This window comes from Bilifractor sp. LCP19S3_H10 (assembly GCF_052119185.1).
In the GTDB taxonomy this organism is placed as follows: Bacteria; Bacillota; Clostridia; order Lachnospirales; family Lachnospiraceae; genus Bilifractor.
Genome location: NZ_JBQKFT010000003.1, coordinates 145659 through 160030, shown reverse-complemented (window position 1 = coordinate 160030; position 14372 = coordinate 145659). Strand labels below are relative to the sequence as shown.

Below are 14372 nucleotides of genomic sequence, written 5' to 3'. Positions count from 1 at the left end.
GACTGATGATAGCAGACAACAAGAAAGAAAGGAGACAGAGCTATGAGAAACGAGTGGAGAGACTTTAAGGGCAGTAAATGGACGGACGATATCGATGTCCGTGATTTCATACAGAAGAATTACACTCCGTATGACGGCGACGAGAGCTTCCTCGAAGGACCGACAGAGGCAACCGATATTCTGTGGGGTAAGGTACAGGAGCTGCAGAAACAGGAGCGCGCAAAGGGAGGCGTGCTTGACTGTGAAACAGAGGTTGTTTCCGGACTGACCGCTTACGGCGCAGGATACATCGATGAATCCACAAAGGATCTTGAGAAAATCGTCGGACTGCAGACAGACAAACCGCTGAAGAGAGCGTTCATGCCTTACGGCGGAATCAAGATGGCGGAAGAGGCTGCAGAGACGTATGGATATCATATCAATGACAAGTTCCACAAGATCTTTACAGAATATCACAAGACCCATAATCAGGCCGTTTTTGACGCGTATACACCGGAAATGAGGAAGGCAAGACATTCTCATATTGTAACGGGTCTTCCGGACACATATGGCAGAGGCCGAATCGTCGGTGATTACCGGAGAGTTGCCCTGTACGGAATCGATCATCTGATCGCGAAGAAACAGGAAGATTTCGCAAACTGCGGAGACGGAACGATGACCGATGATGTCATCCGTCTGAGAGAGGAAATCAGCGAGCAGATCCGTGCACTTAAGGGCATGAAAAAGATGGCGGAGGCATATGGATACGATATTTCCGCACCGGCAAAGAATGCGAGGGAGGCGGTTCAGTGGCTGTATTTCGGTTACCTTGCCGCAATCAAGACACAGAACGGAGCTGCAATGTCTGTCGGAAGAATCTCAACCTTCCTGGATATTTATATTGAGCGTGATCTGAAAGAGGGAACTCTCACGGAGAAAGAGGCGCAGGAGCTGATTGATCATCTGACCATGAAGTTCCGCATGGTAAAATTTGCGCGTATTCCAAGCTACAATGAGCTGTTTTCCGGCGATCCCGTATGGGCAACACTTGAGGTTGCGGGAATCGGCATGGACGGCCGTTCCATGGTCACAAAAAATGACTATCGTTTCCTTCACACCCTGGAGAACATGGGACCGTCTCCGGAGCCGAATCTGACGGTGCTTTACAGCTCCGCACTTCCGGAGAGCTTCAAGAAATACGCGGCTTCCATTTCAATCCGGACTTCATCTATTCAGTACGAGAACGATGATGTGATGAAACCGGTCTGGGGAGACGACTACAGCATCTGCTGCTGCGTCAGCGCGACACAGACCGGAAAGGAAATGCAGTTCTTCGGCGCGAGAGCAAACCTCGCGAAGTGCCTCCTGTATGCAATCAATGGAGGAAAGGATGAAAAATTCCTGGACAAGCAGGGAAATCACATGCAGGTAGGGCCGGAGTACGCGCCGATCACCTCTGAATATCTCGATTACGACGAGGTTCTTCACAAGTTCGACATCATGATGGACTGGCTTGCAGATCTTTATGTGAATATCCTGAATCTGATCCAGTATATGCATGATAAATATTATTATGAGTCGGCAGAGATGGCACTGATCGATACCGATGTCCGCAGAACCTTTGCGACCGGAATCGCAGGATTCTCACATGTCGTCGATTCCCTGAGCGCGATCAAATACGCAAAGGTAAAAACCGTCCGCGATGAGTCCGGACTTGTGACTGATTATGAGATCGAGGGAGATTTCCCGCGCTACGGAAATGATGACAGCAGAGCGGATGACATCGCCGTATGGCTGCTCAAGACCTTTATGAAGAAGATCAGAAAGCATCACACCTACCGGAATTCTGAGCCTACTACTTCGATCCTCACCATCACATCCAATGTGGTATACGGAAAGGCAACCGGAGCACTTCCGGACGGAAGAGAGGCTTACAAGCCGTTTGCTCCCGGAGCAAACCCGGCTTACGGAGCGGAACAGAACGGCCTTCTGGCTTCCCTGAATTCCGTGGCAAAGCTTCCGTATGAGTACGCTCTTGACGGCATCTCAAACACACAGACGATCAATCCCGGAGCGCTCGGCCATGATGTTAATTCAAGAAAAGAGAATCTGGTCCGGGTACTTGACGGATACTTCGATCAGGGCGCGCATCATCTCAATGTCAATGTCTTTGGTCTGGAGAAGCTTAAGGACGCGATGGAGCATCCGGAGAAGCCGGAATACGCAAACTTCACAATCCGTGTCAGCGGTTATGCGGTAAAGTTCATCGACCTTACGAGAGAACAGCAGCTGGATGTCATCTCCAGATACATTCACGAGAAAATGTAAAATCGGAAATAAATTTTTCAATCAAAGGAATGCATGCCAGCCATTTCGACAGAAATATATATCTGAGAATGCAGGTCATTTTGACAGAAATATATATCTTAGAATGCAGGTCATTTTGACAGAAATATACATATTTCGTTAAAGAACAGAGATATAAAGAGTTATTGTCAAATACAAAGATATCCTCAGGTTCTTCCCTGACTGGTAATGTTGATCCATTACATTTTCAAAATCGTAAAAACGGGGGTTGCTGCAAGATTATGCGACAACCCCTGTTTTTGTGTGCGCTGCGGTGTGTAAAATGTGAAAAGCAAGCCAGTGCATCCATCCTGCTTTCCTCCACTGTATCTATGTGCGCTACGGTGTATAAAATGTGAAAGCTGAAGATTTTAGGGCTTTATCATTTGTGGCTTATTGAAGATTCCGGGACTGAAATATTTTTGGCTGAAAGATTTACGAGTCTGTTGTATAATTGAAGAGCGCTTTGTCTGTTTGAAAAAACAAAGATTCAAACGGAATCCGGAGAAAAATGTCAACACCATAGACCGTAAAAATGGTCATCTGATTATGAAGCGTGACGGGGAGAATCGGTTATACGATTGCATATATGCGTGTTTCTATAGGGAAATCGTGGCAGAGAAGGCTGCGATCGATTATCTGCACTGGTGATTTATCATGAAGAAGAATTCATATCACTCGGGGAAGAGTAATTTTGCTCTGAGAATCAATCTGATTATGTTTATGCTCGTTGCAGTTGAGCTTATCGTGATTTTCACGGTCAGCACCAGACTGCTTTTGAGCAAGAATTCAGAGGTTATTTCCAATATCATGCTTGCTTCGGATGAGAAAGTGCTGAAGAATTCGGTCGATAACATTATCCGGGATATTGAAAATACCAAAGAACTTCTGAAAAAAGAAGGAAAGTCAGATTCAGAGATAAAGAACGTGATCCGGAAGCAATTATATGCGAAAGTACATTTAAATGAATATGAAAACGGAAGATATATATGGGTCAATGAGATCATTGATTATAACGGCGGTGACGGATATGCGATTCGTCTGATGCATCCGAATCTTCCGGATACCGAGGGAGAAAAGCTTTCGACGAATACCACAGACGAACATGGCAATAAGCCTTACCAGGAGGAACTTGATCTGGTGAACCGATCCGGAAGTGGATTTTACCGGTATTTTTTTAAAGAACTGCACAGCGACAAGGTGACCGAGAAGATGACTTACTGCCGACTGTACAGGGAATATAACTGGGTCATCTGTGAAGGCGAAAATCTTTCCAGTATCCGGGAATACGAAACAATTCAGCGAAGGTATCTCCTGCCCTATGTGTTTCGTACAAATTTAATCATGATGATTGCCGCACTGATTGTCACGATGATAACGGTGGGTTTATTCAGCAGAAAATATAATTCCATACTTGTTGAAAAGAACCGGGAACTCGGGATGCTTGTATACCGCGATCATCTGACGGGTCTGTACAACCGGGGCGGTCTGATTGCACATCTGGATGATTACTGCAGTTCGTATGACAGGAATGAGATGACAGGTGTGTTTATCGATCTGGATGATTTTAAGCTGATTAATGATCTGTACGGTCATGCGGCAGGTGATGCTGCCTTGCGTGATCTGGCGGAATACCTCGTTTTTGCTTTTCCGGGATGTCTGATCGGAAGAACCGGAGGAGATGAGTTCTGCGTGATTATTCGAAATAAGTCTCCGGAGGACTGTGCGAAGATCATTCTGGATGCACTCACAGAGGATAGAAAATTCGAATTTGACGGGAAGATGATTCGCTACACAATTTCCGGCGGATATGCTGATTTTCCGTCACAGGCTTCAGATCGTGAAACGCTGATGAAGCAGATGGACAGTGCGCTCTACGCTGCGAAAACCACAGGAAAACATACAGTCTTGCATTTCAAATCGGATATGATGAATATCAGCCGGGATTACATGGGATTTAATGTCAGAAGCATGGTTACAGGGCTCCCGGGGGCTGTTCTCATCTATCAGGCGGAAGGAGATGAGCGGATTCTATTTGCAAATGATGATCTTGTCCGGCTGTTCGAATGCAAAAATCACAGAGAATTTCTGGAATACACACACTCCAGTTTCCGTCATATTGTTCATCCGGATGATTATATAGAAGTGGAACAGTCCATACGAGATCAGATTCTGCACGAGAAAAACTCGTCGGATCCGCTGAAATCAACGTTTGATGACTATGTGGAATATCGGATCCTGACAAAGAACGGAAATGTCCGAAATGTAATCGATATAGGGAGAATGGTCCATGATGAGCATTTCGGCGACATTTTTTATGTATTCATTCAGGATAAAGAAAAATTGAAAAAACATGAATGATAAACTGCGTGATTCATCGAGGGGACGGTGCCGAATCGTCCGGCGATTGGAGGAGGGCATGCAGTGTAACGGGGCTGCTCCCGAGGGTCGGATATATATTCTCTGATCTGCGGGAGCAGCCCCGTTATTTACGCGAACAGTGAGCCGCAGCCGAATGCGAAGTATTCGTGTGCGGCGAGCGTCGCGATAGCGAGATAAAACTCGCGCAGCGTGTTTTATCTCGTTTACGCGAACGGTGAGCCGCAGCCGAATGCGAAGTATTTGTGTGCGGCGAGCGTCGCGATAGCGAGATAAAACTCGCACAGCGTGTTTTATCTCGTTCTGTGGCGAAAAATACGCAGGACAATGCTATGCGGGAGAAAAATTTAAAGTAAAAGTGTGTGGAACAGAAGAACCTGTAATGTCCATCAGACAAAGAGCAGAATTCCGGTGGCGGTGTGTGTGCTTACATTAGACCTGAGATATACAAGGTGTACAACTTAATGCTTCAGAGAAGAAAATTTCCCAAAAATTAAACGTACATATTAGTGAAGACAACGAAGATATACCATACATATTGACAGTAAAATACATGAATGGTACATTAACAATTACAAGGTGATTTGTACATATTAACAAGGTGCTGCAAGATGTAAAGATAATTCAGGACTGCAGATGCTTGGAATGTCCACACAGACGATGCAGATGATTGAGAGTGTTATCTTCCTGGTGTTTGTACTGATTTTTGCGGACAGACAATCCATTCAGGTTATTAAATAACTCCCATACGATACATCGTGCCACATACTGTAAAAGCGCATATTAACTGATTTATTTAGGAGAAAATAAAATGGAAAAACTATATTTCATTGTCGGCAGTCAGGATCTCTACGGTGAGGAGTGTCTTCGACAGGTGGCAGCGGATGCCGGAGAAATGACAGCGTTTCTGAACAGCAAATTATCGGACACAATCCGCATCGAGCTTCTGCCGACAGTGATCACCTCAGAAACCTGCGTGAAGGATATTCGTAAAGTAATGGATGATGATGACTGCGCCGGCGTGATCACATGGATGCATACGTTTTCGCCGGCCAAGATGTGGATCAAGGGCCTTCAGGAACTGAGAAAGCCTCTGCTTCATCTGCATACACAGGCAAATGAGAGACTGCCATACGACGCAATTGATATGGATTTCATGAATCTGAATCAGTCCGCACATGGAGACAGAGAATTCGGTTATATCCTTGCGAGGCTGCACATTCCGCATGAAGTTGTTGCGGGATATTACAGACACGAGAATGTGTTGGACGGAATCCGGCGCTTCGCTCAGGTAGCGAAGGCGGTGAGATTTTCTCACAACCTGTGCGTCGCAACGTTCGGCAACAACATGCGTGATGTCGCGGTGACCGACGGCAATCGCCTCGAGGCAGAGATCCGGTATGGATGGGAGATTAAGTACTGGGGAATCGGAGAAATTGCGGACCGTTCTGCGAAAGTGACGGATGATGAGATCAACGCAAAGATGGAGGAATACAGCGAGAAGTACACCATGGCGACCGATAATCTCGATGCGGTACGCGAGCAGGCACGATACGAGGTGGCTTTCGAAAAGTTCATCCGGGAGAACGGGTGCTCTGCGTTTACCGATACATTCCAGGACCTGTTCGGCCTTCGTCAGCTTCCAGGACTTGCTGCCCAGGATCTGATGGCGAAAGGCGTCGGATTCGGACCGGAGGGGGATTACAAGATCGCCGCTCTTTCTGCGGTTCTGATGAAGATGGCTGAGGGAAGAGAGGGAGCGACAGGATTCATTGAGGACTACACATATGATCTCCTGCCTGGAAAAGAACTGGAGCTTGCGTCGCATATGCTTGAGGTTCCGGCATCCTTCGCCGCGAACAAGCCGGAGATTCAGGTACATCCGCTTGGCATTGGAGGAAAGGATGATCCTGCCCGGCTGGTATTTGACGGTGTAACCGGAGACGGAATACAGGTGACCCTGGTGGATATGGGAGATCATTTCCGGATGATCTGCGCCGATGTTGAGCTTGTGAAACAGCCGGAGCAGATGCCGAAGCTCCCGGTCGCGAGAATTATGTACCGTCATAAACCGGATTTTCAGACCGGAACCGCGGCATGGTGCTATGCGGGAGGCGCACATCACAGCGTAATATCAACTGCACTTGACCGCGCGGATATTGAGATGTTCGCAAGGCTGACCGGAACCGAGCTGATCACCATCGGAGATGATACAACCCGGGAGGATCTCAGACGCTTTTCGTGTTGAACGGATGCGTTTTCCTGAAAAAGAGAAAATTTTATTTTCATGCTGTGAATGATCTGTGCGTTGGGTGTATAATTTGTGACAGTATAATTTTCTGCGGATGAATACATAGAACAGCCACAGCCTGACATTCAGAGAAATGAGGAAAAAGTATGACAGAGCAGCCTAAATATCAGACGGTGATCCGATGGATCAAGGAGGGAATCCGGGATGGAAGTCTCCGGTATGGCGATAAGCTGATGTCTGAAAAGGAGCTCAGTCAGAAGTTTGGTTTAAGCAGGCAGACGATCCGTCACGCGACGGGAGAGCTTGAGAAGGAACATATTCTGACCCGTGTCCAGGGAAGCGGCACCTATATCGGCGCGTCCTTCCAGCCGGTTCGCAGAGAGCGGTACATGAACATTGCCGTGCTCAGCACGTTTAATGAAAGCTATATTTTCCCGCCGATTCTGAGGGGGATCGTCTCCGTTCTGCAGAATGCCGGTTACACGACGCAGGTGGCATTCACCGATAACCGGCCGGATATTGAGAGACGGAATCTGGAGTCGGTTCTTGAAAAAGGGGATATTGACGGGTTCATCGTAGAGGCTACGCAGAGCGCTCTTCCGAATCCGAATCTCCCATATTATCAGGAGATTCTGAGCAGACATATTCCGATTCTGTTCTTCAATACCTTTTATCCCGATCTGAAGGTACCGTGCGTCAGAATTGATGACCGGAAGATCGCGGACCACGCGACCGAACTTCTGATCCGGAACGGCCACAGGAAAATAGCCGGAATATTCAAGTCCGACGACGGTCAGGGACCGCTCCGTTATCAGGGGTATGTCGATGCGATCATGCGAAACAACATTCCTTTTGAGCGTTTTTCCGTAATCTGGTATGATACTTCCATGCAGCAGAACATCCACCGGCTGGAGGATTATCTGTTGTACCGGCTTTCCGGCTGTACGGCGGTTGTCTGCTATAATGATGAGGTGGCGATGGAGGTGATCAACATCCTGCTGTCGCACGGAGTGAAGGTACCGGAGGACATCTCTGTGGTCGCCATCGATGATTCCAATCTCGCGTCGATCTGTCGTGTTCCCTTTACCTCGTTTCCGCATCCGAAGGAAAAGCTCGGAATCCGCGTCGCCGAAAATCTTTTGAAAATGATTGAAAATCCGGATTTCGACGGGAATTATCTGTATGACGCTGAGCCGGTGATCCGGGAATCCGTGAAGAAGATAGAAAAATCAGAACAGTAACACAGATGAATACTGCAGAAGAAAAACGCACAACAACGCACAACAAAAACGTGGAAGAATACTGCAGAAGAAAAACACACAACAATAACGCGGAAGAATAATACAGAGAAAAACGCACAACAAAAACGTGGAAGATTAACATAGAAGGATAATAACGATAATAACGATAATAACAAAGAAGATTAATATACGGGAGAATATGACATGCTGGAAGAATTAAAGAAGAAAGTCTGGGAAGCGAATCTGCTTCTGCCGGAATATCATCTGGTCACCTTTACATGGGGAAATGTCAGCGCGATTGACCGTGAGAGCGGCCTGTTTGTCATCAAGCCGAGCGGTGTGGATTATCAGAAGCTGAAGCCGGAGGATATGGTCGTAGTAAATCTGAAGGGGGAGAAGGTGGAGGGACGTTATAACCCTTCCTCTGATACGCCGACACATACCGTTCTGTATAATCGTTTTCCGGAAATCGGAGGAATTGTTCACACGCATTCTACCTGGGCGACCAGCTGGGCACAGGCAGGGCGTGGAATCCCCTGCTATGGAACAACACACGCGGATTATTTTTACGGGGACATTCCCTGCGTGAGAAACCTGACAAAAGAGGAAATCGAGGAGGCCTACGAGACCAATACGGGTGTGCTGATCGCGGATGATTTTGAGGAAAATCACAGAGATCCCGCCGCTGTGCCGGGAGTTCTCTGCAAGAATCACGGAGTATTTACCTGGGGAAAGGACGCAAAGGAAGCGGTTCACAATGCTGTTGTCGTAGAGGAAGTGGCGAAAATGGCGGCGCTCTGTGAATGCATCAATCCAAAGGTGCAGCCGGCACCGCAGGAGCTTCAGGACAAGCATTATTTCCGCAAGCACGGAGCAGGCGCGTACTACGGTCAGAAGGAGGAATGACTCCGGGATCTCCGGGGTTATATGGCAGCCCCGTAAGTTGCAGGGACTGGGTGAGAAATAGCTGTCTGAGACAGAGAAAAGAGCTTTGTGTGAAAGGAGAAGGGAGAGAATATGGGAGCAGGAGAACAAATCGCTGCCGGACAGACGGCGCTTGGCATTGAGTTCGGCTCGACGAGAATCAAGGCGGTTCTGATTGACCTTGACGGCAATGTGCTCGGCACAGGTGTGTATGACTGGGAAAATAAACTGCGGGATGGTATCTGGACCTACAGCTATGAGGAAATTGACAGGGGCCTTCGGGGGTGTTATACCTCGCTGCGGGAGAATGTCAGACAGAAGTATGGTGTTGTGATCCGGAAGCTTGGTGCGCTGGGCATCAGTGCCATGATGCATGGATACATCGCGCTGGATCAGGAGGATCATACGATTGCTCCGTTCCAGACATGGCGGAATACAAATACGCAGGCGGCAGCGGATGAGATGACGGAATTGTTTGATTTCAACATCCCGCTCCGCTGGACATCAGCGCATCTGTATCAGTGTGTTCTGGATCATGAGAAACATCTGGATAAGGTGGATTTTGTCACCACCCTTGCCTCTTACATGCACTACCGCCTGACGGGTCGGAAGGTGACCGGCGCAGGAGACGCGTCTGGAATCTTCCCGATAGATACCTCAAAAATGGACTATGACGCGCACATGATGGAGCTTTTTGACGGACTTCTTCAGAAGCACGGGTATTCCTTCCGCGCGGAAGATCTGTTCCCGAAGGTCCTGTGTGCGGGAGAGGATGCCGGGACTCTGACAGCGGAGGGAGCGGCCCTTCTGGATGAGAGCGGAAATCTGGAGCCGGGCGTGCCGATGGCTCCGCCGGAAGGGGATGCGGGAACCGGGATGGTCTCCACGAATTCTGTCGCACCGGGAACCGGAAACATTTCTGCGGGAACCAGCACGTTTGCGATGATTGTGCTGGAGAAGGGACAGACGCTGAAGAAGCTTCACCGGGAAATTGACATGGTTACGACGCCGGATGGGGCGCCCTGCGCGATGTCTCACGCGAACAACGGCACAACAGACCTCAATGCCTGGGTGGGGATCTTCCATGAGTTCTGCGAGCTGATGGGGATTCAGGCGGATATGGGAGAGCTGTATCAGAAGCTCTACACCAATTCACTGAAGGGAGATCCGGACTGCGGCGGACTTCTGGCATACGGTTATTACTCGGGCGAGAATGTAACCATGCTGAACGAGGGACGGCCGCTGTATGTCAGAATGCCGGACAGCCGGTTCAATCTGGCAAATCTGATGCGCGCAAATCTGTATACTTCTCTGGCTGCGGTTAAGCTCGGGATGGATATCCTGAAGGAGGAAAATGTGCATATCGACCGCATCACCGGTCACGGCGGACTGTTTAAAACGGAAGGAGTGGCGCAGAAGTATCTGGCTGCCGCCATTCATGTGCCGGTGACGGTCATGAAGACCGCCAGCGAGGGTGGTCCATGGGGAATGGCTGTATTGGCAGCGTACCGGATCAGCGGCGCGAACGAATACGATTCACTGGGCAATTACCTGTCACAGAAGATTTTTGCCGGACAGGAGGGAATTACGATCGATCCGGATCCTGCGGACGAGGCGGGATACGAGACCTTCGCTGAACACTACCGCGCGGGAATTGCGGTAGAGAAGGCCGCTATTGATCATCTTTCCTGGTGATTTACTTTTCACAAATAGCGAAAAACGTATAAAAAACATAAAAAGAGAACTTGCGGGAAATGCCCGGTCTGAATTTCGAGAGGAATGCGGACCAGGCATTTCCCGTTTTGACTTTGAATATCATATGCTGATGTGGACCAGATATTGAAGCTCTGGTCTGAGGGAACAACCCCTTATGTCAGATACAAAGAGGAGGCTGGGAATATTCCGGTCAGACAATGTCAAAGGAAAAATGTCATGATATACGCAAGAACCTCGTCCGGTATCCATCCGGCGAAGATGCGGTCAAGCGTGCAGAGAAGACCTGGCGTGGAGAGCGCGTGGTGGTGCTGCACATCGAACAGGGAGATCCGGACCACACGGGAGGCGGTTGAAGCGAGAAAGAGGTCTTTCTGCTTACCGGCTGCCTTTGCTATAAATTCCGTATCTTTGATCCAGTAAGGGCAGACGGCAGTGACACTGATCCCTGAATTGAGAAGCTCGATCCGGAGCGCGCGGCTGTAGGAATAGAGCAGAGACTTGGACGCGGCATAACAGTTAAAGAACGGGATTGGCTGAAAACCGGCGACCGAACAGACTTCGAGGATCCGGCTTCCGGCATTCATATACGGGATGACGGCGGCAGTGACACTGATCGATACCTTGTCGTTTGTATCGATCATCCGGCATTCCTCCTGCCTTCCGATGTCTCTCGAGGAACCGTATTTCCCATAGCCGGCACAGTTCAGAAGCATGGAAACCGTGAAGGCAGAGGAACCTCCAGCGGATGCAGATTCCTGTTCCAGACATTTTTCAAGGAAGTCGATGTTTTCAGAATCTGTCAGGTCTAGGCAGAGAACCTTCACCGGGAGATGAAGCCCGGATGCCAGAGCCTCAAGGCGGTCTCTGCGCCTCGCAATCAGCCAGAATTCTGTGACATCGTATTTCGCGGGATTTCGGTCAATGGACAGAGCGTATTTCCGGCCGAGGCCGCTGGAGGCTCCGGTAATGACGGCCACTTTGCGGACAGCGGAGCCTTCCGGTATACGTGCGCCTGAAAGAAAAGATTTTTCTTCCTTTTTATATGCTGCTCTTTTATAATGATATCTGTATTTTTCAATAAGGAAGACAATCAGAGAGATCAGGAAGGCGGCTGTGACAACGTTGCCTGAGATACTGGAAAGGGTGCGCCAGATTTTCTGGATCCATGTAAAAATATTCATAAAGTACTCCGTTTATGCTATCATTACTATATGTGTCGGGTTGAAATGCTGCTGACAGGTATTTGAAATCGCATCCAGTCTCTTACACACGCTTCGCGCCAGGCGACCTGTCTGCGTTTTTGGTTACAGTGAGACGTACTGTATAAGCTACGGATTGCTCCGTGCTTCGCACTCTCGCAATCCTACAGGTGACCGACTTCGTCGGTCTGTCGCGGCGTTCGCCCCACCGCTTCACACTTTTGTGTGAGCGGATGTGGCTCACTGCCCGCGCATATTCGCGTTTTCGCCGTGTTTCACACGGCTTCACGCTCATACCTGTTGCCTTCGAAATCGCATACAGTCTCTTACACACGCTTCGCACGTGACGATCCTGTCTGCGTTTTCGAAGAGCTTATACAGTACAGTATACATCATGAGGAGAGATATGGCAGAGTTCAGGTTTTCTTTTATTCAACTTTTCTTTCGGATTCTGGCGAGACAGACGGGGCAGATCGGCAAGATTGATTTTGTGCCGCAGAAACCGCATTTTGAGGGGAAGCCTGTGGAGCAGCCTTTTGAGCGGGCGACTCCGGAATCGCAGGGGATTTCTTCGAATCATATCAGGGAGTATTTGATTTCTCTTCATGATGATCCGGAGGCGGCTATCCAGCAGGCCATGGTTATCCGTCATGGGAAGGTGATCTGTGAATGCAGCTTCGCGCCTTATCAGCGTGGCATGTGGCACGTGACTTATTCCATGTGCAAGACCTTCACCGGCATTGCGACGGGATTGGCGATCCATGAGGGACTGCTGACTCTGAACGAGGGATTGGATGAGATTTTTCCTTCCAATATTAAGCTCCTTAGCCGGTTCAGCCGCAAGCGGGTCACGGTGCGGGATCTTCTTCAGATGACAAGCGGGGTGGATTATTCGGAGTCTGGCGCATTGGATGGCAGCGACTGGTGTACGAATTTCATGTCAGCGGGATTCAAGTCGGATCCCGGAACAAAGTTTGATTATAATTCGATGAATTCCTTCATGCTTTCTGCGGCTATCCAGGTGAAAAGCGGACAGACTATGTTTGATTTCCTGAAGGACAGGATCTTTGACCCGATGGGAATCCGGGAGATTTTCTGGGAGAAAAGTCCGATGGGATACACGAAGGGCGGATGGGGGTGTTTTATCCGGCCGGAGGACGCCTGCAAGATCGGTCAGCTTTTGATGAACAAGGGCGAGTGGAATGGAAAACAGCTTGTGCCGAAGCATTGGGTAGAGGAGATGACCAGATCTCACGTGGATAACGGCAAGTTCGGCTATGGCTATCAGCTCTGGATGGAGGAGCGTCCGGGTGGATATGCCATGAACGGGCTGTTCGGGCAGGATGTCATCTGCTACCCGGATCTGGATATGATCCTTATGGTTAACGCGGGCAACAGAGAGCTGTTCCAGGAGGGCAATCTGACTGAAATTATGAGGCGGTACTGGGGCGCATCTTTTGTGGCTTCGGATGGTCCCCTGGCGGAGAATCCTGCGGCTCTTCGCAAGCTGATGAGTACCATTGCCGAGTACAGCGGATATGATACCTTCGGTGGTTCCGGTGTCGGAAGCGCGGTTCTTTCAGTGGCAGCGAAGCAGAATCTGGCAGAGATACCGGTGTATCATAAGAGGCGGAGGAGAAGAAAGGGCTGGGGTTTGTGGTCGAAAAAATCCACCGTGATGTCTCCTTCTGAGATGCTGGACGTTCTGGATGCACACACCTACGTGATGGAAAAAGGCAGAGCAGGTATTTTTCCACTGGTGTGCCAGGTAACGCACAATAACTACACGGACGGCATTCAAAAGATCGGATTTCAGAGGGTTGAGGATACGATGGTCATTCTTCTGTACGAGGGAGATGACGTTCATCATGTCAATGTGGGATTTGAGAGACCCGAGATCAGTGAGATTGTACTGCATGGAGAACCGTATTATATCGGAACCACCGGGCGGATTGCGACGGATGAGTACGATCACGTGGTTCTGCTTCTGGAAATCGCTTTTCTGGAAGAAGCCTGCACACGAAAAATCAATCTTTACTTTGACGGGGAGGATGTTCTGGCGCGCTTCTCGGAGACGCCGGGCGACGCGGTTATCGCGGATGCCATCCGTTACTCCGGCGAAGATCCGGATTTCCTGAAGCTTCCGTTTATACGCCAGTTTGTGGAGCAGGGAGGACGGGATCTTCTTGATGAGTCCCTGCAGGCGGCGATCCATCCCAGGGATATCGGTCATGTCATGTCGGCTGCAGATGAGAATTCCAGGGAGGGAATTTGACGTTTCATGGTCAATGTCATGGCCAGACAAGTGAACAAATAATTTGAGGGAGAGATTTATAT

Annotated in this window: 9 protein-coding genes; 8 read left to right on the top strand and 1 reads right to left on the bottom strand. The window is 49.1% G+C overall.

All coding sequences use genetic code 11. From position 1 onward, the window contains the following. Window positions 1–42: 42 nt before the first annotated feature. The 7 genes from pflB (at window position 43) to ACTQZS_RS03885 (ending at window position 10815) form a co-directional block, all read left to right on the top strand. Window positions 43–2307, top strand: a complete 2265-nt coding sequence (gene pflB, locus ACTQZS_RS03915) for a formate C-acetyltransferase (protein ID WP_441474679.1) — start codon at window positions 43–45, stop codon at window positions 2305–2307. Between the two features lie 492 nt (window positions 2308–2799). Further along, window positions 2800–2976 carry a hypothetical protein gene (locus ACTQZS_RS03910; RefSeq protein ID WP_441474678.1) on the top strand — a complete coding sequence of 59 codons (177 nt, stop codon included), beginning with the start codon at window positions 2800–2802 and terminating at the stop codon, window positions 2974–2976. A gap of 6 nt (window positions 2977–2982) precedes the next feature. Then, window positions 2983–4686, top strand: coding sequence for a diguanylate cyclase (locus tag ACTQZS_RS03905; protein WP_441474677.1), 1704 nt, complete (start codon window positions 2983–2985; stop codon window positions 4684–4686). Between the two features lie 829 nt (window positions 4687–5515). Continuing rightward, window positions 5516–6952, top strand: coding sequence for an L-arabinose isomerase (gene araA, locus ACTQZS_RS03900; RefSeq protein ID WP_441474676.1), 1437 nt, complete (start codon window positions 5516–5518; stop codon window positions 6950–6952). Between the two features lie 149 nt (window positions 6953–7101). Next, window positions 7102–8196: a GntR family transcriptional regulator gene (locus tag ACTQZS_RS03895; protein ID WP_441474675.1), complete on the top strand. Its 1095-nt coding sequence runs from the start codon at window positions 7102–7104 to the stop codon at window positions 8194–8196. 204 nt (window positions 8197–8400) lie between these two features. After that, the gene (locus ACTQZS_RS03890) at window positions 8401–9102 is read left to right on the top strand and encodes an L-ribulose-5-phosphate 4-epimerase (RefSeq protein ID WP_441099506.1); all 702 of its coding nucleotides are present in this window, start codon (window positions 8401–8403) and stop codon (window positions 9100–9102) included. Window positions 9103–9213: 111 nt separating this feature from the next. After that, a complete protein-coding gene (locus tag ACTQZS_RS03885; protein WP_441474674.1) occupies window positions 9214–10815 on the top strand; it encodes a xylulokinase in 1602 nt (533 codons plus the stop codon). Window positions 10816–11036: 221 nt separating this feature from the next. Here ACTQZS_RS03885 and ACTQZS_RS03880 read toward each other — a convergent pair whose 3' ends face one another. Then, window positions 11037–12017: an SDR family NAD(P)-dependent oxidoreductase gene (locus ACTQZS_RS03880; protein ID WP_441474673.1), complete on the bottom strand. Its 981-nt coding sequence runs from the start codon at window positions 12015–12017 to the stop codon at window positions 11037–11039. 424 nt (window positions 12018–12441) lie between these two features. Here ACTQZS_RS03880 and ACTQZS_RS03875 point away from each other — a divergent pair, with 424 nt between their 5' ends. Then, on the top strand, window positions 12442–14310 hold the full coding sequence (locus ACTQZS_RS03875; RefSeq protein ID WP_441474672.1) for a serine hydrolase domain-containing protein: 1869 nt from the start codon (window positions 12442–12444) through the stop codon (window positions 14308–14310). Window positions 14311–14372 lie beyond the last annotated feature (62 nt).